This window comes from Streptomyces sp. NPDC021020 (assembly GCF_044333285.1).
Taxonomy (GTDB): domain Bacteria; phylum Actinomycetota; class Actinomycetes; order Streptomycetales; family Streptomycetaceae; genus Actinacidiphila.
The window spans coordinates 789962-810640 of record NZ_JBIRQQ010000003.1; the positions used below are offsets into that span (position 1 = coordinate 789962).

General features: G+C 75.2%; 19 protein-coding genes. 10 read left to right on the forward strand and 9 right to left on the reverse strand.

Translation table 11 applies throughout. The features are described 5' to 3' along the window. Nucleotides 1–26: 26 nt before the first annotated feature. The 3 genes from ACH4SL_RS11800 to ACH4SL_RS11810 all read left to right on the forward strand — a co-directional run bounded on the left by ACH4SL_RS11800 (nucleotide 27) and on the right by ACH4SL_RS11810 (nucleotide 4276). A complete protein-coding gene (locus ACH4SL_RS11800) occupies nucleotides 27–140 on the forward strand; it encodes a SapB/AmfS family lanthipeptide (RefSeq protein ID WP_398443942.1) in 114 nt (37 codons plus the stop codon). 430 nt (nucleotides 141–570) lie between these two features. Next, nucleotides 571–2247 carry an ABC transporter transmembrane domain-containing protein gene (locus ACH4SL_RS11805; RefSeq protein ID WP_398443944.1) on the forward strand — a complete coding sequence of 559 codons (1677 nt, stop codon included), beginning with the start codon at nucleotides 571–573 and terminating at the stop codon, nucleotides 2245–2247. Between the two features lie 253 nt (nucleotides 2248–2500). After that, the gene (locus ACH4SL_RS11810) at nucleotides 2501–4276 is read left to right on the forward strand and encodes an ATP-binding cassette domain-containing protein (RefSeq protein WP_398443946.1); all 1776 of its coding nucleotides are present in this window, start codon (nucleotides 2501–2503) and stop codon (nucleotides 4274–4276) included. Here ACH4SL_RS11810 and ACH4SL_RS11815 read toward each other — a convergent pair. Together ACH4SL_RS11815 and ACH4SL_RS11820 are read right to left on the reverse strand one after the other, a co-directional pair. After that, complete coding sequence (locus ACH4SL_RS11815) at nucleotides 4245–4853, reverse strand: LuxR C-terminal-related transcriptional regulator (protein WP_398444108.1); 609 nt, start codon at nucleotides 4851–4853, stop codon at nucleotides 4245–4247. The two genes, ACH4SL_RS11810 and ACH4SL_RS11815, sit on opposite strands and share 32 nt — an antisense overlap. A gap of 271 nt (nucleotides 4854–5124) precedes the next feature. Continuing rightward, complete coding sequence (locus tag ACH4SL_RS11820) at nucleotides 5125–5781, reverse strand: TetR family transcriptional regulator (protein WP_398443948.1); 657 nt, start codon at nucleotides 5779–5781, stop codon at nucleotides 5125–5127. A 165-nt stretch (nucleotides 5782–5946) separates the two neighbouring features. Here ACH4SL_RS11820 and ACH4SL_RS11825 point away from each other — a divergent pair, with 165 nt between their 5' ends. Genes ACH4SL_RS11825 through ACH4SL_RS11835 form a run of 3 tightly spaced genes read left to right on the forward strand, consistent with a single transcriptional unit; the run spans nucleotide 5947 to nucleotide 9307 of the window. Further along, nucleotides 5947–7446, forward strand: coding sequence for a glycosyltransferase family 4 protein (locus tag ACH4SL_RS11825; protein ID WP_398443950.1), 1500 nt, complete (start codon nucleotides 5947–5949; stop codon nucleotides 7444–7446). Then, complete coding sequence (locus ACH4SL_RS11830) at nucleotides 7440–8210, forward strand: class I SAM-dependent methyltransferase (protein ID WP_398443952.1); 771 nt, start codon at nucleotides 7440–7442, stop codon at nucleotides 8208–8210. The genes ACH4SL_RS11825 and ACH4SL_RS11830 overlap by 7 nt, the downstream gene beginning before the upstream one ends. Next, nucleotides 8207–9307 (forward strand): prenyltransferase/squalene oxidase repeat-containing protein, encoded by a 1101-nt coding sequence (locus tag ACH4SL_RS11835; protein WP_398443954.1) that lies wholly within the window; start codon nucleotides 8207–8209, stop codon nucleotides 9305–9307. The genes ACH4SL_RS11830 and ACH4SL_RS11835 overlap by 4 nt, the downstream gene beginning before the upstream one ends. Nucleotides 9308–9322: 15 nt before the next feature. On the opposite strand, the gene ACH4SL_RS11840 is transcribed toward ACH4SL_RS11835, so the two are convergent. From ACH4SL_RS11840 to ACH4SL_RS11855, 4 genes are all read right to left on the reverse strand, one after another. Next, nucleotides 9323–9607, reverse strand: coding sequence for a hypothetical protein (locus ACH4SL_RS11840; protein WP_398443956.1), 285 nt, complete (start codon nucleotides 9605–9607; stop codon nucleotides 9323–9325). A gap of 117 nt (nucleotides 9608–9724) precedes the next feature. Continuing rightward, nucleotides 9725–10558: a hypothetical protein gene (locus tag ACH4SL_RS11845; protein ID WP_398443958.1), complete on the reverse strand. Its 834-nt coding sequence runs from the start codon at nucleotides 10556–10558 to the stop codon at nucleotides 9725–9727. Nucleotides 10559–10750: 192 nt separating this feature from the next. Next, nucleotides 10751–11668 carry an N-acetylmuramoyl-L-alanine amidase gene (locus ACH4SL_RS11850; RefSeq protein WP_398443960.1) on the reverse strand — a complete coding sequence of 306 codons (918 nt, stop codon included), beginning with the start codon at nucleotides 11666–11668 and terminating at the stop codon, nucleotides 10751–10753. Nucleotides 11669–11772: 104 nt separating this feature from the next. Further along, entirely contained in the window at nucleotides 11773–12372 is a 600-nt protein-coding gene (locus ACH4SL_RS11855) for a class I SAM-dependent methyltransferase (protein WP_398444111.1), read from the reverse strand. 270 nt (nucleotides 12373–12642) lie between these two features. Between ACH4SL_RS11855 and ACH4SL_RS11860 the strand changes: the two genes are divergently transcribed. After that, a complete protein-coding gene (locus ACH4SL_RS11860) occupies nucleotides 12643–14094 on the forward strand; it encodes an MFS transporter (RefSeq protein WP_398443962.1) in 1452 nt (483 codons plus the stop codon). 36 nt (nucleotides 14095–14130) lie between these two features. Here ACH4SL_RS11860 and ACH4SL_RS11865 read toward each other — a convergent pair whose 3' ends face one another. Both ACH4SL_RS11865 and ACH4SL_RS11870 read right to left on the reverse strand, forming a co-directional pair. Beyond that, nucleotides 14131–14757, reverse strand: a complete 627-nt coding sequence (locus ACH4SL_RS11865) for a response regulator (protein ID WP_398443964.1) — start codon at nucleotides 14755–14757, stop codon at nucleotides 14131–14133. After that, complete coding sequence (locus tag ACH4SL_RS11870; RefSeq protein ID WP_398443966.1) at nucleotides 14754–16001, reverse strand: MFS transporter; 1248 nt, start codon at nucleotides 15999–16001, stop codon at nucleotides 14754–14756. The genes ACH4SL_RS11865 and ACH4SL_RS11870 overlap by 4 nt, the downstream gene beginning before the upstream one ends. Before the next feature lie 101 nt (nucleotides 16002–16102). On the opposite strand from ACH4SL_RS11870, the gene ACH4SL_RS11875 reads away from it, so the two are divergent. From ACH4SL_RS11875 to ACH4SL_RS11885, 3 genes are all read left to right on the forward strand, one after another. Continuing rightward, nucleotides 16103–17185, forward strand: a complete 1083-nt coding sequence (locus tag ACH4SL_RS11875) for a DUF5937 family protein (protein ID WP_398443968.1) — start codon at nucleotides 16103–16105, stop codon at nucleotides 17183–17185. A 108-nt stretch (nucleotides 17186–17293) separates the two neighbouring features. Then, on the forward strand, nucleotides 17294–18754 hold the full coding sequence (locus ACH4SL_RS11880) for an ATP-binding protein (protein ID WP_398443970.1): 1461 nt from the start codon (nucleotides 17294–17296) through the stop codon (nucleotides 18752–18754). A 19-nt stretch (nucleotides 18755–18773) separates the two neighbouring features. Continuing rightward, nucleotides 18774–19232, forward strand: a complete 459-nt coding sequence (locus ACH4SL_RS11885; protein ID WP_398443973.1) for an ASCH domain-containing protein — start codon at nucleotides 18774–18776, stop codon at nucleotides 19230–19232. Nucleotides 19233–19350: 118 nt separating this feature from the next. Here ACH4SL_RS11885 and ACH4SL_RS11890 read toward each other — a convergent pair whose 3' ends face one another. Continuing rightward, nucleotides 19351–20610, reverse strand: a complete 1260-nt coding sequence (locus tag ACH4SL_RS11890; RefSeq protein ID WP_398443975.1) for a sensor histidine kinase — start codon at nucleotides 20608–20610, stop codon at nucleotides 19351–19353. Between the last annotated feature and the right edge of the window lie 69 nt (nucleotides 20611–20679).

A 20679-nucleotide genomic window follows, 5' to 3' on the forward strand; every position in this document is an offset into this window, starting at 1 on the left:
ACGCACGACCGACGAAGGGACATGTCATGGCGCTCCTCGACCTGCAGAACATGGAGACCGAGAACCACAGCGGCGGGGCCGCGAGCTCTCTGAGCCTGCTGAGCTGCATCAGCTCCGTGAGCTTCCTGATCTGCCTGTAGCCCCCGCGGCGGCGGCCCCGGGCGGCGGCCCCAACCGCCCCCCGGGGCCGACCCCTTGCCCCGACGGCGCCCCGGGCTGCCACCCGCCAGCGGCGGGCTGAGCGCGTTTTCGCCACGGGCTGCCCCCGGGGGTGCATTGCGCGATCCTCCGCGCGTCGTGGCTGGTCGCGCAGTTCCCCGCGCCCCTGGTTTGTCGCCCTGCGCGGCATGCGCGAGCCCCTGCGGGGCTGGCCTTGCGGGCGAGGGCGAGCGTTTTTCAGGGGCGCGAGGAACTGCGCGACCAGCCACGACGGCGGGAAGATCGCGAACGTCACAGCAGGGGCAGCCCGTCGCGAAAGGGGCGCGGGGAACTGCGCGAGCAACCACCCACCGGCAGAAGGTCGTGCGGGGCACCGCGAGAGGCACACCGGAACGCCTGAAGGGAGAGGTCATGGGACTCGTCGCAGAGGCCGCACGGCGGGACGGGGGGCGGGTCACCGCCCTGGGAGTGCTGGGGCTCGCGTCCGCCGCGGGGGCGGTGGGACTGCCCGCCGCGCTGGGCCACGCCCTGGACCTCCTGCTGCGCGGCGAATCCGCGACCCCCTGGGTCGCCCTGTGCGCGGCCCTCGTCGCCGCCCAGGCGGCCACCGCGGCGGCCGAAGACCTGCTCACGGGCGTGACGACGGCGCGAGCCACCGCGTTCGTGCGCGGCCGCGCCCTGCGGCACATGCTCGCCGCGGGCCCGAGCGCGGCCGCCCGGCAGGGCGAGGGCGACCTCGTCACGCGGCTGGTCGGCAACGCCGCCGACGCCGCCGGCACCCCCGCGGCCGCCGCCGCCCTGCCCGCGGCCCTCGCCGCACCGGTCGGCGGCATCGTCGCGCTGGGCCTCACGGACCTGTGGCTCGCCGTGGTCTTCCTCGCGGGCGCCCCGCTCCTGACCCTGCTCGTCCACCGTTTCGCCCGCGCGTCGCAATCCTGCGTCACCGGCTACCAGGAGACGCAGGGCCGGATCGCGACGCTGCTCGTCGAGGCGCTCGGCGGGGCCCGTACCATCGCCGCGGCCCGGACCGAACGCCGCGAGGCGGCCCGCGTACTCGCACCGCTGCCCGAACTGGGCCTGCACGGGCGGAAGATGTGGCAGGTGCAGGGCCGGGCCACGGCGCAGGCCATGGTGCTGGTGCCGCTGCTCCAGATCGCGGTGCTCGCGGTCGGTGGCGTCCGCCTCGCGCAGGGCGCGATCAGCCCCGGCGACCTCCTCGCGGCGGGCCGCTACGTCCTGCTGGCCACCGGAATCGGCGTCGTGGTCGGCCAGTTGGGCGCGCTGGTACGCGGCCGGGCCGCGGCGGCGCGGGTCGCGGACGTGCTGGCCGAACCCGTACCGGCCTACGGGGAGCGGACGTTGCCCCCGCAGGGACCGGGCACGCTCGAACTGCGGGACGTGCGCGCGTGCCGCGGCGGCGAGACCGTACTGGACGGGCTGAACCTGACCGTGCCGGGCGGCAGTTGCGTCGCCGTGGTGGGACGCTCGGGCGCGGGCAAGTCCGTACTCGCCGCGCTCGCCGGGCGGTTGGCGGATCCGGACGGCGGCACCGTACTGCTCGACGGCTGCCCGCTGCCGGATCTCGCCGAGCACGAGCTGCGCGACGCCGTCGGCTACGCCTTCGAACGCCCCGTGCTCTTCGGGGAGACGATCGCGGACGCCGTAGCCTTCGGGCCCCGCCCCCTCCCGGCCGAGCACGTCGTACGGGCCGCGCGCGCCGCGGAGGCGGACGGCTTCGTGACGCTGCTCCCCGCCGGTTACGCGACCCCCCGCGAGGACGCGCCCTTCTCCGGCGGGGAGTACCAACGCCTCGGCCTGGCACGGGCGTTCGCCCACCCCGGACGGCTGCTCATCCTGGACGACGCGACGTCCAGCCTCGACACCGTCACCGAACTGCGCGTCGCCCGCGCCCTCTTCCACGACCACCCGCACCGCACCCGCCTGCTCACCACCCACCGCGCCACCACCGCGGCCCGCGCCGACCTCGTCGCCTGGCTCGAAGCGGGCCGCCTGCGCGCCCTGGCGCCCCACACCGCCCTCTGGCCCGATCCCGCCTACCGCACCCTCTTCGGAGCGTCCGATGCGTAGCGCCTCCCGCGCGGGGCAAGGGGGCGGCCCCCATGAGCCGCAGCCCGCGCCCGCACGCCGACGCGGCGGCACCCCGCCGTACGGGCCGCCCGCGGCCGATGACGTGGCCGGTGTGCCCGGTGCCGCCCCGCCCGAGCCGCACGCCGGCGGCGGCCCGTGCGGCGGTGCGTCGGGGAGGGGCGTCGGGGGCCGTGAGGCGCCCGCCCGGCCGCCCGAGCCGTACGCCGATGGCGGCTCGGGGCCGGGCGGGGGGATGCGGTTGCGGGACGCCTTCCGGGGGCGGAGCCGGGTCGTCGCGGTGCTGCTGGCGTGGTCCGTGCTGGAGGCCGGGCAGACGTTCCTGCTCGGCTACGCGCTCGCCCGCGCGATGGACGACGGCTTCCTGCGCGGGCGCGAGGGCACCGGGCTGTGGTGGCTGGCGCTCGCCGCCGCCGGGGTGCCCGCGGGGGCGTACGGGACCGCGCGGGTCTTCGGCGGGGTCGCCGCGCTCGTCGAGCCGCTGCGGGACCGGCTGGTGAGCGGGGTCGTACGGCGCGGGCTGCGCGACGCCGTACGGGCGGCCGGGGGCGGCGGGCGCAGCGCGGACTCCGCGGTCGTCTCGCGGCTCACCCACCAGGTGGAGATCGCGCGGGACGCCTTCGGCGGCATCGTCATGGTGCTGCGCTCCTTCGCGTTCACCGCGGCGGGCGCGCTGGCCGGCATGATCGCGCTGGCGCCCGTCCTGCTGCTCGTGGTGCTCCCGCCGCTGGTGGCGGGCGTCGCCCTGTTCGTGGCGGCGCTGCGCCCGCTGGCCCGGCGGCAGGACCGCTACCTCACGGCGGACGAGGCGGTCGCGCAGGAGTGCGGGGCGCTCGCCGCGGGGCTGCGGGACGTCACGGCGTGCGGCGCGCGCGGGCCCGTCGCCGCGCGGGCGGACGAGCGGATCGGGGCCGCGCTGGAGGCCGCCCGCTCGCTGGCCCGCTTCGGGGTGGTACGCACCGCGGCCCTCACGGTCGGCGGCCAGCTCCCCCTGGTCCTGCTGCTGCTGACGGCGCCCTGGCTGCTGTCCTCGCACCGCATCACCCCGGGCGCGCTGCTCGGCGCCTTCGCCTACCTGACGCAGTCCCTCCAGCCCGCCCTCCAGAACCTCGTCCACACCCTCGGCGCCGCCGGCACCCGCCTGGGCGTCATCCTGACGCGCCTGACCCCACCGGAGGACGCCGGGCCGTCCGGCCCCGCGTCGGAGCCGCGCAGCCGTACCGGGTCGGACGGGCCCGCGTCCGACGGGCAGCGACCGGGGCGCGGTGGCGGAGTTCCCGCGCTCGGGGTCGCTGTCGAGCTGCGGGGTGTCAGTTTCGCGTACGGGCCGGGGGCCGTGCCGGTGCTGGACGCGGTGGACCTGGCCGTCGGGGACGGGGAGCACCTGGCTGTCGTCGGGCCCAGCGGGGCGGGGAAGTCGACGTTCGCGGGGGTGGTCGCGGGTGTGCTGGCGGTCGGGGCGGGGGAGGTGCGGGTTCGCGGGGAGGTGGTGCTCGTGCCGCAGGAGGCGTACGTCTTCCGCGGCACGGTGGCCGAAAACGTCGGCTATCTGCTGCCGGGCGAGCCGGGGGAGCGGGCCGTCGCGGAGGCCGTCGCGGCCGTGGGGGCCGGGGAGCTGGTCGCGGCGCTGGGGGGGCCGGGCGGCCGGGTCGATCCGGCCGCCCTGTCCGCCGGGGAGCGGCAACTGCTCGCGCTCGCCCGGACGTACGCGGCCCCCGGCCGCATCGTGCTGCTCGACGAGGCGACCTGCCATCTGGACGCGGACGCCGAGGCCCGCGCGGAGCGGGCGTTCGCGGCGCGGCCGGGAACGACCCTTGTCGTCGTCGCCCACCGGATCAGCTCCGCGCGCCGCGCCGCCCGCACACTCGTGCTCGACGGCGCGCACACCGCGTGCGCCCCGCACACCGAGCTGCTCGCGCTCTCGCCGCTCTACCGCGACCTCGCCGCCGCCTGGACCCCGGCCCCGGAGCCGGGCCCGCTCACACCCACCCCGCGAAGCGGGAGATCCTGATCGCGTCCACCCGGTTGCGCGCCCCCGTCTTGCGGGTGATGGCCGCGAGGTAGTTGCGCACCGTGCCGTTGCACAGGTGCAGGCTGCGCGCGATCTCCGTCACGGACGCCCCCTCCGCGCTGAGCGACAGCACACTCAGCTCGCGCGGTGTCAGCGGCATGTCCGCTGCTTGCAGGAATTCCACCGCCAGCGACTCGTCGACGAACCGTTTCCCCTCCGCGACGCGGCGTATCGCCGCCGGTAAGCGGTCCGCGGAGCGGTCCTTGTTGACGAAGCCGAGTGCGTCCGCCGCGTACGCGCGCCGCAGGCTGCCCGGCTTGCCGCTGCTGGTCAGCACGATGACCGCGCTGCACACGCCGTCGCCGCCGTCCGCGCCGTCCGCGCGCCTGCGCACTCCCGCGCCTGCGCCCGCGCCCGCGTAGCGGTCGGCGTGCCGGCGCCAGCCGGGGCAGTCCGCGTCCACCACGCACACCTGTGAGCCGGGACATCGCCCCGGCTCACCCATCTGGTGCCATCCCACGTCGGTCACCTCGAAATCCGGCTCGTTGCCCAGCAGCGCCGCAAGCGCGGACCGCATCAGGCTGGTGTCATGGGCCACCAGAACGCGTATCAACTCGGCCTTCCCCTTGTCTCGGCGCATACCGGTCGCCAAGGGCGGGACCGGAAGAGAGCGGTCCATTCCTACCCTGGCGAGTTGTCCGGGAGGACCCTGATTCACGTCAATCGGAGGTGGACAGGGGTGAATGTGATGCTTTCGGGGGGCGCGCGCCATCGAGCGTTTCGCGCCACCCGTGTGGGTGACGCCGCCGCCGTGTCGCACCGCCCGTCGCGTCGCTCCGGCGCCCGTGCTACTCCGCCGGGACCAGCCGGCACACCGTCCGGATGTCCGTCTGCACCTGACCCACCGCCGCGCGGTCGGTCAGCCAGCTGACCAGCGCCGCGTGCCAGGTGTGCTCGACCACCCGGACGGCCGAGAGGCACTCCGCGCTCGGCTCCCCGGTCAGCCGCATCGCGTCCAGGATGATCGCCCGGGTCAGCACCGACACCGTGTCGACGTCCTCGCGCACCGACCGGTCGGCGAAGATCACCGCCCGCACCATCGCCTCCGCGAGCAGCGGCTCGCGCTGGAGCGCGCGGAAGGCCCGCAGGAGCGTTTCGGCCACCCGCTCGCCCGGCGTCGCGGCGGCCGGCGGACGGTCCAGCAGCGTGCCGTGCAGCCGCCCGAGCTGGTCCTGCATGACCGCGACCAGCAGATGGATCTTGGACGGGAAGTAGCGGTAGAGCGTGCCGAGCGCGACCCCGGACTCCTCGGCGACCTCGCGCATCTGGACCGCGTCGAAGCCGCCCCCGGCGGCGAGCCGGGTGCTGGCCTCCAGGATGCGCCGCCGCCGGGCCTCCTGCCGTACGGTCAAACGCGACAGGCTCGATACGCCGGTCGCACCGGTCGCACCGGTCGTACTGGTCCTGCCGGTCTCGCCGGGCACACCGCCGGTCACGCGGTCCATGGGCACGTCCGTCCGTCACGCAGGTGGCCCCGCGGGCACCGGGACGGGCCCGCGGGGGCCGTCCGGTTGCCGGGTGATCCACCCTCTGTACCATCGAGTCTGAAACTTGTTCTAGATTAGCGCGACCGGTTACGCTCCCGCTCAATCGCTGCGAAGGGGGCCGGAGTGACGGCAGATTCCAGACCGCTGCGGATCGCGCTGCTGAGCTACAAGGGCAACCCGTACTGCGGCGGCCAGGGCGTCTACGTACGGCATCTGTCCCGCGAGCTGGCGGCGCTCGGCCACAGCGTCGAGGTCATCGGCGCCCAGCCCTACCCCGTCCTCGACGCGGTCGGCGCGGGCGTGACCCTCACCGAGCTGCCCAGCCTCGACCTCTACCGCCAGCCCGACCCCTTCCGTACGCCCTCGCGCGGCGAGTACCGGGACTGGGTCGACGCGCTGGAGGTCGCCACCATGTGGACCGGCGGCTTCCCCGAGCCGCTCACCTTCAGCCTGCGGGCCCGCCGCCATCTCGCCGCCCGCCGCGCCGACTTCGACGTCGTCCACGACAACCAGACGCTCGGCTACGGGCTGCTGGGCCTGCGGATGCCGCTCGTCACCACGATCCACCACCCCATCACCGTCGACCGGCGGCTGGAACTGGCCGCCGCGCAGGACTGGCGGCGGCGGGTGTCCGTACGCCGCTGGTACGGCTTCACCCGCATGCAGAAGCGGGTGGCCCGTCGGCTCCCGTCCGTGCTCACCGTCTCCGGCTCGTCCAGCGCCGAGATCACCGCGGACCTCGGCGTACGCCCCGAGCGGGTGCACACCGTGCCGATCGGCGCGGACACCGCGCTCTTCAGCCCCGACCCGGCGGTGCCCGAGGTGCCCGGCCGGATCGTCACGACCTCCAGCGCCGACGTGCCCCTCAAGGGCCTGGTCTTCCTCGTCGAGGCGCTCGCGAAGGTCCGGGCGGCGCACCCGGACGCGCATCTGGTCGTCGTCGGCAAGCGGCCCGAGGCCGGGCCGGTCGCCGAGGCGATCGGGCGCTACGGGCTCGAAGGGGCGGTGGACTTCGTCAAGGGCATAAGCGACGCGGAGCTGGTCGACCTCCTCCGCAGCGCCCAGGTCGCGTGCGTGCCGTCGCTCTACGAGGGCTTCTCGCTCCCCGCCGCGGAGGCGATGGCGACCGGTACGGCCCTGGTCGCCACCACGGGCGGCGCCGTCCCCGAGGTCGCCGGGCCCGACGGCGAGACCTGCCTCGCGGTCCCGCCGGGCGACGCGCCCGCACTCTCCGCGGCCCTCGACCGCGCCCTCGCCGACCCCGCCCTCCGCCACCGCCTCGCGGCCGCGGGCCGCGCCCGCGTCCTGACCCACTTCACCTGGGCCCGCGCGGCCGCGCAGACGGCCGACCTCTACCGCGAGGCGATCGCGGCGCACGGGGCCGTTGCGCAGGAGGGCAACCCCCAGGGGCGCGTGGGGGCACCTCCCAGGCGAAGCTCTGGGGGAGAACGGAGCGGGCAACCCGCCGCCGTGGCGCACGTCGCCACCGACCCGGAGGGGCAGACGGGTCCGATCCGGACCACCGGCCCGCGGGTGGTTGCTCGCGCAGTTCCCCGCGCCCCTGGGGGCCCGGGCCCGAACGGAAACGTCAACGCACCCGGAACGGGGAGCACCTCATGCTGACCGTGGACTTCACCCGCTTCCCCGTCGCCGAAGGCGACCGCGTGCTGGACCTCGGCTGCGGCGGCGGCCGGCACGCCTTCGAGTGCTACCGCCGCGGCGCCCGCGTCGTCGCACTGGACCGCAACGGCGACGAGATCCGCGAGGTCGCGAAGTGGTTCGCGGCGATGCGCGAGGCCGGCGAGGCCCCCGCGGGGGCGAGCGCGACGGCCATGGAGGGCGACGCCCACCACCTCCCCTTCCCCGACGACAGCTTCGACGTCGTGATCATCTCCGAGGTGATGGAGCACATTCCGGACGACAAGGGCGTGCTCGCCGAGATGGTGCGGGTGCTGCGGCCCGGCGGCCGCATCGCGGTGACCGTGCCGCGCTACGGGCCGGAGAAGGTCTGCTGGGCGCTCTCCGACGCTTACCACGAGGTCGAGGGCGGCCACATCCGCATCTACAAGGCCGACGAGCTGCTGGAGCGGATGCGCGAGGCGGGCCTGCGCCCGTACGGCACGCACCACGCGCACGGCCTGCACGCGCCGTACTGGTGGATCAAGTGCGCGGTCGGCGTCGACAACGACAAGGCGCTGCCGGTGAAGCTCTACCACAAGCTGCTGGTGTGGGACATCGTGAAGAAGCCGCTGGCCACCCGGCTGGCCGAGCAGGCGCTCAACCCGCTCATCGGCAAGAGCTTCGTGGCGTACGCGACCAAGCCGCAACTGCCGCAACTGCCGGACACGGCCGCGGTGTTCGACGAGTCGCTGGACGCTCCCGCGTGACCAGGGCCGGGCGGTGGCGCGGCACCGAACGGCTGGTGCTGCCCGGCGTGCTCACCGCCGAGCAGGCCGAGCGGACGGTGGACGCGGTGCTCGCGGCGCAGCGGCCGGACGGGGCGATCCCGTGGTTCCCCGGCCACCACCTCGACCCGTGGGACCACATCGAGGCGGCGATGGCGCTGGACGCGGCGGGCGAACGGGACGCGGCGGAGGCCGCGTACACCTGGCTCGCCCGCCACCAGCAGCCGGACGGCGGGTGGTTCGCCGCCTACCAGGACGGCGACCCGGCCCGCCCGGTGGACCGGGCCCGTGAGTCCAACTTCTGCGCGTACGTCGCCGTCGGCGTCTGGCACCACTACCTGTCCACCGGCGACGACGCGTTCGCCGACCGGATGTGGCCGGTGGTCGCGGCCGCGGTGGAGTTCGTGCTCGCGCTCCAGCAGCCCGGCGGGCAGATCGGCTGGAAGCGGGAGGCCGTGGAGGACGGCGGCGCGATCGTCACCGACGCGCTGCTGACCGGGAGTTCGTCGGTGCACCAGGCGCTGCGCTGCGCGCTGGCCCTGGCCGAGCACCGCGAGGAGCCGCAGCCGGACTGGGAGTTGGCGACCGGCGCGCTGGGCCACGCGATCCGCCGGCACCCCGAGCGCTTCCTCGACAAGTCCCACTACTCGATGGACTGGTACTACCCGGTGCTGTCCGGCGCGCTGCGCGGCCCGCGCGCCCTGGCCCGTATCGAGGAGGGCTGGTCCCGCTTCGTGGTGCCCGGACTGGGGGTGCGCTGCGTGCTGCCCAACCCGTGGGTGACGGGCGGGGAGAGCGCCGAACTGGCCCTGGCGCTCTGGGCGGTGGGGGAGTCGGACCGCGCGGTGCGGATACTCGCCGACATCCAGCACCTGCGGGCGGACGACGGCCTGTACTGGACCGGCTACGTCTTCGACGACGACGCCTTCTGGCCCGTGGAGCGCACCACTTGGACGGCGGGCGCGCTGCTGTTGGCGGTGGCCGCACTCGGGGGGGACGAGGCGACCACCGCCGTCTTCGGGGCGGAGCGGCTGCCGAACGGCCTTGCGCCCGGCTGCTGTCCGCCTCGCATTCGATGAATCACCCGGCGCCCGCTACCGGTTGACCCGGCCGGCCACCGCCTGGGCGATGGCCAGGTAGACCACGGCGGGCAGACCGTAGTTGAGGACCGTGCGCCAATTGGCGTTGTCCGGGGTGAAGAGGTCCCTCGACCAGGTCGCCAGCCAGTTCGCCGAGTGGTGGACCCAGTTCACCAGGTCGTTGCCCCGGTTGGCGTCGAAGACGAAGAAGATGATCCACAGCACGAGGATCAGCGCAGCGATGTCTGCGGCGATGAGGATGATCGCCGCGGCGGGGTTTCCGCCGTAACGTCTGTACATGACGGCCGTCTTGCCGCGTTCGGACGTTCGAAACCCGGCCGGGGCGCGCACGACACGGCGGCCGGCCACCCCGGTGCGGGGTGGCCGGCCGCCGTGCCGTGCCTGAGGAGATACGGTTCAGCCGCGCTGGATGCCGCTGCTGTCCTGGAGGACGCCGCGGCGCCCGTCCTGGGTCTGCGCGATGAGCTGCGCACCGCGCTGGTCGACGGCGAGGTACCAGGTGCCCGGGGTCAGTTCGGCGATCTGCGCGCCGGAGCCGTCCTCGGCGTACAGCGGGCGCGGCACCGGCACCGCGAACCAGAAGGCGCTGAAGTCGGCGGCCGCGGCGGTCGGCTGCGGGGCCTGCGGCGCGGCGGGCTGCGCGCCGCCCGGGTAGCCGTAGCCGGCCTGCTGCTGGCCGAGGCCCGGGTCGACGGACTGCGCGCCGCCGGGGTAGCCGTAGCCGGCCTGCTGCGGGGTGGCGCCGTAGGAGGGGCCGCCCACCGCGTAGGGCTGCTGCGCGGCCGGGGCGGGCGCGCTCGCCAGCGGGGCCTTGAGCGCCGGGAGGCGGTCCGACAGCGGCGCGACGACCGCGAGGACCAGGCCGAAGACCAGGCTCAGCCAGGCGCCCGCACCCTTGTCGTAGGGGCCGAAGTCGGTGAACAGCACGGCCCACACGGCGGTCCAGCCGGAGAAGAGCGACAGCGCCACCCCCCACTGCTTGAACGACAGCCCCAGCACCTGCTTGCCGTTGAACTGCGGCGCGCGGGAGGCGAACACGGCGCCTGCGGCGGCGACGGCCGTCAGCGTGACCGAGGGCAGGGTCGGGAAGAAGTCCGAGTGCCACAGGTTCTTTGACCCGGACCCGTACTGCGAGTCGATGCTGATGTACGGCAGGAAGGAAGCGATGAGCAGCAGCGCCGCTGCTCCGATCACCGCGCCGTCTCCTCGGGTCAGGGAGCGGATGTTCACGTCAGGGTCCTGTCCTTTGTCGGTACTGCTTCTGCTGGTGAATGTCGTGCTCTCGCATCCGCCGCGGGTGCGGCATGTGCGCCCTGGCACCGTCGAGTTCGGGGAGGTGCCCCATGGTACGGGGACGATCTTGACCGGGTGGCCCCCGTATGAGCATTGGTGCACGATCCATACCGGACTGCTACAGCCCTGTCACCTCTTCCCTTCCAGGAAGGCGGTGAGCCCGTCGGCGATCCCCTCGGCGGCCTTCTGCCGCCACGCCGGGTCGGTCATCTCCGCGGCGTCGTGCGCGTTGCGCATGTTGCCGCACTCGATGAAGACCTTCGGCACGGTCGTGAGGTTGAGCCCGCCGAGGTCGTCGCGGACCGTCAGGCCCTTGCCGCCGAGGTAGTTGGCGAGCGGCTCGCCGGTCACGGTGTGGAAGTGCGACCGCAGGGTGGTCGCCAGCCGCAGCGACGGCGCCGCGACGGCCCGGGTGTCCGCCGCCCCCTTGTGCAGGGACTTGGGCGCGATCACATGGAAGCCGAACTTGTCGGCCGGCGCCCCGTCGGCGTGGATGGACAGGGCGGCGTCGGCGTGCGCCGCGTTCCCCGTCCGGGCCCGCTCGTCGACGCAGGGGCCGTACGGGCGGTCGCCGTCGTAGGTGAGGACGACCTTCGCGCCGCGCGCCTCCAGCAGGGCCTTCGCCCGGTGGGCGACGTCCAGGGTGTACGTCGCCTCGGGGTAGCCCGCGTTCGTCGCGGTGCCGGTGGTGTCGCACGCCTTGCGGTTAGTGCCGATGTCGACGAGCTTGCCGATCTCGGCGGTGTGCGTGGCGTTGCCGAGGTTGTGTCCGGGGTCGAGCACGACGGTGCGGCCGGTCAGTTCCCTGCGGGGCGTCGCCGACGCCGTGCCGGGAGTCGCGGAGGCGTCACCGTGCGCGACCGCCGCGGGGGTCGTACGACCGGCGGCGGGCGCCGCTCCCGGCCCGCGGCCGTCCGCCGAACCGGCGTCCGTACCGCGGTGCGCGTCGTACACGAACCAGCCCCCGGCCAGGGCCGCGACCACCACGACTGCCGTGACGGCCAGCGACCTGCTCCGAGTGCCCCCGTGTGACTCGTTGCTGAACACGCCCGCGACTCTATCGGCCCGGCTCGCCGCCTCGCACCGCCCCCGCACAACGGGCACCCGGCGCGACAAGGGCGCTACCATACGTCGCCGGTGCGGCCGGCGCGTCAGCGGGCGGTGGCGCCGCCGGTCACTCTGCGCAGCAGCCGCAGCGAGCCCGTCACCGACTCCTCGGCGAATTCGCCGGACTCCAGCGCGCGCAGATAGACGCGGTAGGGCGCCTGGCCGCCGTCCGCCGGGTCGGGGAAGACATCGTGGATCGCGAGCAGTCCGCCGGGCGCGACGTGCGGCGCCCAGCCCTCGTAGTCGGCGCCGGCGTGCTCGTCGGTGTGGCCGCCGTCGATGAAGACCAGGCTGAAGGGCCGCCCCCACAGCGCCGCGACCTGCGGCGACCTTCCGACGACAGCGACGACGTGGTCTTCGAGACCCGCCGAGTGCAGGGTGCGGCGGAAGTGCGGGACGGTGTCCATCAGCCCGGTGTGCGGGTCGACCAGCGCCGGGTCGTGGTATTCCCAGCCCGGCTGCTGCTCCTCGCTGCCGCGGTGGTGGTCGACGGTCACCACGACCGTGCCCGCCTGCCGGGCCGCGTCCGCGAGCAGGATCGTCGAGCGCCCGCAGTAGGTGCCGATCTCCAGGACGGGCAGCGCCAGCCGCGCGGCCGCACCGCGCGCCGCCGCGTGGAGGGCGAGGCCCTCGTCCGCGGGCATGAACCCCTTGGCGGCCTCGAACGCCGCGAGCACGCCAGGTGCCGTCTCCGTCGCCTCTGTCACGCCGTCATCCTACGAAGCCGCTGGTGGCCGGGTTGCGGCGGGCGCGGCCGTAACGATTCGCCGGAAAACCGGCCGGACGTACGGCGTACGGTCCCCGGGCCGCCCGCCGTAGCCGCCCGCGGGCCGCGGGACGTAGGCGCCCGGGGCCATGGTCGTAGTCCCAAGTCCCGATGCGGAGAAGGCCTCCGGCCGGGGAGCATGGAGTCCATGAGTGAAACCCTCGGAGAGCGCACCACCCCGGCCGACCGCACCACGCGCAGGACGGCACCCGCCTGGGCCGTGCTGCTCGCGGTGTGCGCCGGGCAATTCCTCGTCGTCCTCGACGTGTCGGTGGTCAACGTCGCGCTGCCGTCGATGCGCAACTCGCTCGGGCTCGGCGAAAGCGCGCAGCAGTGGGTCGTCAACGGATACGCGCTCACCTTCGCGGGCTTCATGCTGCTCGGCGGGCGCGCCGCCGACCTGCTGGGCCGCAAGGCCACCTTCGTGACCGGGCTCGGCCTCTTCACCGCCGCGAGCCTGGCGGGCGGGCTCGCGCAGAGCCCCGGGATGCTGATCACCGCGCGGGCGGTGCAGGGCCTCGGCTCGGCGGTGCTCGCCCCCGTCACGCTGTCCATCCTCACCACCTCCTTCCCCGAAGGCCCCGAGCGGACCCGGGCGATAGCCACCTGGACCGCGGTCGGCGCGGGCGGCGGCGCGGCGGGCGGCCTCGTCGGCGGCGCGCTCACCGACTGGCTGTCGTGGCGCTGGGTGCTGCTGGTCAATGTGCCCATCGGCGCGCTGGTGCTGGTCTGCGCGGTGCTGTGCCTCACCGAGAGCCGCGGCCAGGCCGTCCGCCGACTGGACATCCCCGGCGCCGTGCTCGTCACCGGCGGCGTCGCCGCGCTCGCGTACGGCATCGCGGAGACCGAGTCGCACGGCTGGACCTCGGCGCGCTCGCTGGGCCCGCTCGTCGGCGGCCTCGTGGTGCTCGCGCTCTTCACGGCGGTGGAGGCGCGGACCGCCGAACCCCTCATCCACCTGCGGCTGTTCACCATCCGCTCGGTGTCCTCGTCGAACACCCTGCTCTTCGTGTCCGGCGCCGCGACCTTCTCGACGTGGTATTTCCTGTCCCTCTACATGCAGCAGGTGCTGCACTACAGCCCGATCCGCACGGGCCTGGCCTTCCTGCCGCACACCGTCGCGATCGTCGCCGGGTCCAAGCTCGCCCCGCGCCTCATGGCCCGCTTCGACGCGCGGCTGCTGGTCGCCGTCGGCGGCGTGGTCTCGGCGGCGGGCCTGGCCTGGCAGAGCCGGGTGAGCGCCGACAGCACCTTCCTGAACATCATCCTCGGGCCCGGCATCCTCACGATGTTCGGCGCGGGCCTGATGATGACACCGGTCGCGGCCGCGGCGATGTCCGGCGTCGGCCGTACCGACCAGGGCCTGGTGTCGGGCCTGCTCAACACCTCCCGGCAGCTGGGCGGCGCGCTGGGCCTGACGATCCTCGCGACGATCGCCGCCTCCCGCATCAGCTCCCGCGGCCACGCGGGCGCGAGCGCGGCGGTCGCGCTGTCGTCCGGCTACGGCCTGGCCTTCCTGGTGAGCGCGGCCTTCCTGGTCGCGGCGAGCGCGCTCGCGGTGCTGCTGCCGAAGCCGCAGCCCCAGGTGGCCAAGGCGTAGTAGCTCCGGGGAGCCGTACGGGGCGGGCGCCGCCGGTCAGAGCCAGCCGTTCTGGCGGGCGGCGCGCACCGCCTCCATACGGTTGCGGCTGCCGGTCTTGCCGATCGCCGCGGACAGGTAGTTGCGGACGGTGGACTCCGACAGGAAGAGCTTCCCGGCGATGTCGGCGACGGTCGCGCCGTCCGCCGCCGCGTTGAGCACGTCCCGCTCGCGCGCCGTCAGCGGGCTCGCCCCCGCGCTGAGCGCGGCCGCGGCCAGCGCCGGGTCGATGACGCGCTCCCCGCGCAGCACCCGCCGGATCGCCCCGGCCAGCTCCTCCACGGGCCCGTCCTTGACGAGGAAGCCCGCCGCCCCCGCCTCCATCGCCCGCCGCAGATACCCCGGCCGCCCGAACGTCGTGAGGATCAGCACCCGGCACTCCGGCAGCTTCTCCCGCAGCTCCGCCGCCGCGTCCAGCCCGCTCATCCCCGGCATCTCGATGTCGAGCAGCGCCACGTCCGGCCGTACGTCCAGCGCCTCGGCCACCACCCGGTCCCCGGCCCCGACCTGTGCGACGACCTCCAGGTCGTCCTCCAGGTCGAGCAGCAGCGCCAGCGCTCCCCGCATCATCCCCTGGTCCTCCGCGAGCAGCACCCGCACGGACCGCGCCCCATCCTCCGTCACCCCGCCACTTTACGGCCCGCCCCGCCCAGGCCCGCGCGGGAGCGCCCCCCGTCCTTCTCCCTGGCCACGGCGGCGGCGGACACGAGCGTCGCGGCGGCGAGGCCGCCCCACAGCGCGGCCGGGCCGTGCGGGGCGAGGGCGGTGATGACGGCGGGGGAGACGGCGAGGCCGAAGCCCGTGGAGAGCTGGAAGCGGGCGAGGGCGCGGCCCAGGACGGGCGCCGGGGCGAGCGCGGTGACCAGGGCGGTGGCGCTGCCCGCGTAGACGATCTCGCCGAGCGTGCAGAGCACGGACACCGCGGCGACGGCGGGGACGGCCCGCCCGCCGCCCAGCGGGACGGCCGCGAGGAAGCCGAGGTAGGACGCGGCCAGCAGCACCCCGGAGGCGGCCAGCACGCTCCGCCGGGGGAAGCGGGACAGCGCGGCGGTGACCGGCACCTGCAAGGTGACGACCAGTACCGTGTTGGCCACGAAGACGGCCCCCGGCCACACCGCGGACGCGTGCAGCTGCGTCGTCAGGACCAGCGGGAGCGCGACCTCGGGCACATTGAGGCAGAAGACGTAGACCACGTTGGCGGCGAGCAGCGCGCGCATCCGCGGCGCGGGCTCGGCCTCCCGCCTCTCGGCCGGGGCGGCGGCCGCCGCGTCCGCGTGCACACGGACCGACCACGCCAGGGCCACCGCGGCGAGGTAGGCGAGCGCGGTCACCGCGGCGAGCCCCCGCAGCGCCCCGGCGCCGCCCGCCATGCACGCGGTGGCCAGCAGCGCCCCGACGCCGAGGCCCGCGTTGCGCAGGGCGCGGGCCCCGGCAAGGGCGGTGTCCCGCTCGCGCCCGCGGGAGACCGTCGCCACGAGCGCGGCATGGGCGGCGGGCCAGGCCTGGTTGCCGACGCCGAGGAAGAGCGCGGCCGCCGCGAAGAGTGGGACGTGCCCCGCCGGGGCGGCCAGCAGCAGCGCCACGCCCAGCACCCGCACCAGCATCGACGCCGCCACGACGGCGCTGCGCGCGCCGCGGTCCAGCCACCGGCCCACCACGGGCGTGCACCCCAGGCCGACGACGATGCCGGCCGTCATCGCTGCGCCGGTGACCGGGGCGGAAAGACCCAGCACCGCCGTGCCGTAGAGCAGCAGGAAGGGTCGCAGCAGGCCGGTGCCGAGCGCGTCCACGGCCAGGGCGGCGGCGTAGCGGGGGCCGCCCGAGGCGCGGACGAGGGCGCGGGGCCGGATCGCGGTGGTGGTTGCCATGGCGCCGACGCTGCGTCCGGCCGCGGGGGCGGGGCACGCGGGTTGACGCGTATCGTCAATCGGCGCCACCGCCCGGTCGGGCGCGCGGTGATGATGGGGGCATGCTGAGGATCGACATCGGCGGCGTGCCGTCCGAGCGGGTGCGGTTCGCCGCCTCCCCGCTGGCCGAGCTGACCGCGATGCTGCACATACTGGCCGAGCCCGGCCACCATCCGCAGTTCGCCGGGTGGGCCGCGGACGTCTGGACGGGGCTGCGGCCGGAGCTGGCCGAGCGGCTGCGGGAGGCGGAGTTCCTCTGGCGCTACACGCAGGCCGACTTCCTGATCCCGTCGCGGCCCCGGCCGACGCTGGCCGAAGAACTGGACGACGTCGACCGGATCGACGACGAGAGGTACGTGACCGCCGCGCTCGTCACCACCTGCGGCAGCAACCGCATCCACTTCCGCGGGGCGTCCCCGCTCACCGACACGGCGGCGCGCGAACGGGCCCTGGACGTGGCCCAGGCCCGCGGCGCGCTCCAGGAGGCCTTCGCGGAACGGCTGCTGGCCGACCCCGCCGCGGTACGGGCGCGGGTGCGCCGCACGCTGGAGGAATGCGCCGGGGCCTTCTTCGACGACGCCTGGGCGGGCGCCGCGGTGCAGCTCGCCACCGACCTGCGGCTGAAGAACGAACTGCTCAGGCGCCAGGGCCTCGGGGCGGCACTCGCCTCGGTCTCCGGCGCGGTCACCCTGGCGCCGGACGGCGACTGCATCGTCGTGGACAAGGTCCAGGACAAGGCGACCGCCGCCCACGGCGCCGGGGTCACCCTCATCCCCAGCGTCTTCAGCCGCCCCCACCTGGTGGCCGTCCACGCCCCCGGCTGGCACCCGGTGCTGCAATACCCCGTCGCGGAGCCCCGCCCGCCCGAGCCCGTCCCCGTGGAGACGGTCACCCGCCGCCTGGAGGCCCTCGCCCACCCCGTACGCCTCCGCCTGCTGCGCACCCTGGCCCGCGGCCCCCACACCACCAGCGAGCTGGCCCACTTCTGGGAGCTGTCACCCCCGGAGGTCTCCCGCCACCTCGCCGTCCTCCGCCGCGCGGGCCTCCTCACCTCCCACCGCCACGGCCGCTACGTCCGCTACACCCTCAACCTCCCCGACCTGACGGCGCTGGGCAGCGACCTGCTGTCGGCGGTGCTGCGCTGAAACGGGGGGCCGCGGGGCTGTGGATAACTTTGGTAGATCTCGTCTACGTAGCTAGAATCTATGTAGACAGGATCTACCAAGGTGGGATCCAGAAAGGAGGCGGGCGCCATGGCGGACAGCTTTGTCGGGCGGCGGCAGGAACTGGCGATGCTGCGCAAGCGGCTGGACCGGGCGGCCGCGTCCGGGAGCGGGGTGGCGGTCGCGCTGCGCGGGCGGCGGCAGGTCGGGAAGTCGCGGCTGGCGCAGGAGTTCTGTGACCGCGTGGAGGTGCCCTACGCCTTCTTCACCGCGACGAAGGGGGCCTCGCCGGTCGAGGCGGTGGGGGCCTTCCTCGGCGAACTGCGGGAGTCCGGGCTGCCCACCGATCCGGAGCTGGTGCCCGGGGCGGACGGGAATCCGGTGCCGGGAAGCTGGCCGGACGCCTTCCGGGTACTGGCCTCCGTGCTGCCGGACCGGCCGTGCGTGGTCGTCGTCGACGAGCTGCCGTGGCTCACCGAGCAGGACGACCTCTTCGACGGCGCCCTCCAGACCGCGTGGGACCGGCTGCTGTCCCAACGCCCCGTCCTGCTGCTGCTCCTCGGCAGCGACCTGCACATGATGGAGCGCCTCACGGCGTACGACCGGCCCTTCTACGGGCGCTCCGACACCATGGTCCTCGGCCCGCTGAACCCGGCCGAGACCGGCAAGGCGCTCGGGCTGGAACCGGCCGACGCGGTCGACGCGCACCTGGTCTCCGGCGGCCTGCCCGGCATCCTGCGGATCTGGCCGCATGCCACGCCCGCGCTGGAATTCATCGAGGACGAGTGCGCGGACCCGGCCTCGGCGCTGTTCGGCGTGCCCGAGGCCGCGCTGCTGGCGGAATTCCCCGCGCCCGACCAGGCCCGCCGGGTGCTGGAGGCCGTCGGGAGCGGCGACCGCACGCACGCCAACATCGCCGCCGCCGCGGGCGGCCGCGCCGGGCCGCTCGCCTCCGGCGCGCTCTCGCCGCTGCTGCACCGCCTCGTCACGGAGAAGCGGGTGCTGGCGGTGGACGCGCCGCTGTCCACCGCCAGCGGCAAGCCCGCGCTCTACCGCGTCGCCGACAGCAACCTGCGGCTCTACCTCGCCGCGCTGCGCTCCGCGCAGGAGCAGTCCCGCCGGGGCCGCGCCGACTCGGCGTTCGACGTGGTGCGCCGCCGCTGGTCCGCCTGGCGCGGCCGGGCGGTGGAGCCGCTGGTCAGGGAGTCGCTGGAGCTGGCCGCGGGCGCGGGTGAGCTGCCCTGGCCGGACACCGCGGCGGTCGGCGGCTGGTGGAACCGCCGCTTCGACCCCGAGGTCGACCTCGTGGGCGCCGACCGCGCGCCCGTCGCGGGAGCGGTGCGCTTCGCCGGATCGGTCAAGTGGCTCGCCACCCCCTTCGACGTCCACGACCTCATGGCCCTTCTGCAGGCCGCCCCGCAGATCCCCGGCTTCACCCCGGGCACGACCGGCCTCGTGGTCGTCTCCCGCTCCGGCGCCGCGCTGCCCGAGGGCGCGGTGGACGTCGTGTGGTCGGCCGCGGACGTCGTCGGCGCGTGGCCCGCCGGGTGAGCCGATAGCCTCACCTGCCATGACGGACGGAGCAGAGGGCGGCGCCGAGGCGCCGGGGATCATGGAGCTGGGCTTTCCCGGGGAGCTGCGGGACCAGCTGGTCGCCGCGGTGCTGGACGGCAGCAAGACGTCCACGACCGGGGTCGTCGCCGACTACGCGCACGAGGGGGAGGAGCTGCCGCGGGTCGGGGAGCGGTCGGTGGTGCTGGACTCCGCCGGGCGCGGGGTCGCCGTCGTCGAGGTCACCGAGGTGCGGGTGGTGCCGCTCGGGGAGGTGGACCTCGCGCACGCCGTGGACGAGGGGGAGGGGTACACCACCGTGGAGCAGTGGCGGCGCGGGCACGAGGCCTTCTGGCACAGCGACGAGATGCGCGAGGCCCTGGACGACCCGCACTTCACGGTCGACGACAGCACGCCGGTGGTGCTGGAGCGCTTCCGCGTCGTGGCCGACCTGCGCACGCCGGACGCCGGGGCGTAGACGAGCCGGTCCCGTACCTCCGCGAGCCTGGTCCAGCCCCCTGCGGCCCGGTCCAGCCGCGAGCGCGGACCCGGCCCCGTACGCCGGACCCGGCGGCCCGGTACGCCGCGCTGCGGGCTCAGCCCGCCGTGTCCTCGCCGGTCGGCAGCACCGCCGTCACGCGGAAGCCGCCGGACGGGGACGGGCCGGTCGTCAGGGAGCCGCCCGCCGACGCGAGGCGTTCGGTCAGGCCGCGCAGGCCCGTGCCCGTACGGGGCAGGGTCGCCGTCGTCCCGGCGGCGGGGCGGGGCGGGGTGGCGGGGGCGGGGCCGCAGCCGTCGTCGGTGATCGTCAGGCGGGCCTGCCCGTCCGCCGCGTGCAGCTCTATACGGGCCCGCGCCGCGCCGCTGTGCCGTACGACGTTCGTGACGCCCTCGCGTACCACCCAGCCCAGCAGCGCCTCGGTCTGCGGCGGCAGCGGCGGGCCGGACTCCTGCACCACGACCTCGATGTCGGAGGCGGCCAGCGCCGAGCGCGCGCGGTCCAGCTCGGTCGCGAGGCTGCCCTCGCGGTAGCCCGTGACGGCCTCGCGGATCTCGGTGAGGGCCTGCCGCCCGACCGCCTCGATGTCGCCGACCTGCGTCAGCGCCGCCTCCATGTTGCGCGGCGCGAGCCGCCGCGCGGCCTCCGCCTTGACCACGACGACCGACAGCGTGTGCCCCAGCAGGTCGTGCAGGTCGCGCGAGAAGCGCAGCCGCTCCTCCGCGACGGCGTTGCGCGCCAGCTCCTGCCGGGTGGCCTTGAGCTTCGCCACCGCCTGGAAGAGCGTGATGATCAGCGACACGACGAAGCCGGACAGGAAGGTCCCGTACGCCAGGCTGGTGGTGCTCCAGAAGCCCTCGTGGTGCAGGCTCGACACCACGCCCGCCGAGGCGCTGAGCAGCGTCAGCGAGGCCCCCAGGAAGCGGCGGCTGCGCGAGACGCAGCCCGCGCCCAGGGACGTCAGCACGAACAGCAGCAGGAAGTTGCCGCCGTAGCCGATCGCCAGCGCGAGCATGACCGCGCCGAGCGCGCCGAGCAGCTGGTACGGCACCCGGCCGCGCCGCCACCGCTCGCTGAAGGACGAGCGGACAGTGGCCACGTACAGCACGCAGAAGAGCAGCAGCCCGCTCCCGGCGAGCCACGGCAGGGCCACCTCGCCCTTGAGGATGTCCGCGCCGGGGCCGATCACCATCAGCAGCCACGGGATGAGCGCCCCGCCGTCGGGTGCCTTGAGGTGCTCGATCTCCTGCTCGAAGTCCTCCGGGCCGCGCCGCCACCACATGCGGCGGCACGCCTTGCCCTCGGCCTCGGCGTCCGCTTCCGCCGTGCCTGCCGGTTTCGTCCGTGTCCTCGTCATGGTGGTTCCCGTCCCCCGTCGTGTGCGCTGCTGCCCTGCGTCCGCCGGGGGAGGCGGCACGGGCCCGTA

What these genes read in the sequence shown, in the direction of transcription:
- ACH4SL_RS11830 (WP_398443952.1), top strand. Translation starts at nt 7,440, where the DNA reads ATGCTGACCGTGGACTTCACCCGCTTCCCCGTCGCCGAAGGCGACCGC.
- ACH4SL_RS11890 (WP_398443975.1), bottom strand. Translation starts at nt 20,610, where the DNA reads ATGACGAGGACACGGACGAAACCGGCAGGCACGGCGGAAGCGGACGCC.
- ACH4SL_RS11885 (WP_398443973.1), top strand. Translation starts at nt 18,774, where the DNA reads ATGACGGACGGAGCAGAGGGCGGCGCCGAGGCGCCGGGGATCATGGAG.
- ACH4SL_RS11820 (WP_398443948.1), bottom strand. Translation starts at nt 5,781, where the DNA reads ATGGACCGCGTGACCGGCGGTGTGCCCGGCGAGACCGGCAGGACCAGT.
- ACH4SL_RS11815 (WP_398444108.1), bottom strand. Translation starts at nt 4,853, where the DNA reads ATGCGGTCCGCGCTTGCGGCGCTGCTGGGCAACGAGCCGGATTTCGAG.
- ACH4SL_RS11840 (WP_398443956.1), bottom strand. Translation starts at nt 9,607, where the DNA reads ATGTACAGACGTTACGGCGGAAACCCCGCCGCGGCGATCATCCTCATC.
- ACH4SL_RS11800 (WP_398443942.1), top strand. Translation starts at nt 27, where the DNA reads ATGGCGCTCCTCGACCTGCAGAACATGGAGACCGAGAACCACAGCGGC.
- ACH4SL_RS11860 (WP_398443962.1), top strand. Translation starts at nt 12,643, where the DNA reads ATGAGTGAAACCCTCGGAGAGCGCACCACCCCGGCCGACCGCACCACG.
- ACH4SL_RS11805 (WP_398443944.1), top strand. Translation starts at nt 571, where the DNA reads ATGGGACTCGTCGCAGAGGCCGCACGGCGGGACGGGGGGCGGGTCACC.
- ACH4SL_RS11855 (WP_398444111.1), bottom strand. Translation starts at nt 12,372, where the DNA reads ATGCCCGCGGACGAGGGCCTCGCCCTCCACGCGGCGGCGCGCGGTGCG.
- ACH4SL_RS11880 (WP_398443970.1), top strand. Translation starts at nt 17,294, where the DNA reads ATGGCGGACAGCTTTGTCGGGCGGCGGCAGGAACTGGCGATGCTGCGC.
- ACH4SL_RS11870 (WP_398443966.1), bottom strand. Translation starts at nt 16,001, where the DNA reads ATGGCAACCACCACCGCGATCCGGCCCCGCGCCCTCGTCCGCGCCTCG.
- ACH4SL_RS11875 (WP_398443968.1), top strand. Translation starts at nt 16,103, where the DNA reads ATGCTGAGGATCGACATCGGCGGCGTGCCGTCCGAGCGGGTGCGGTTC.
- ACH4SL_RS11810 (WP_398443946.1), top strand. Translation starts at nt 2,501, where the DNA reads ATGCGGTTGCGGGACGCCTTCCGGGGGCGGAGCCGGGTCGTCGCGGTG.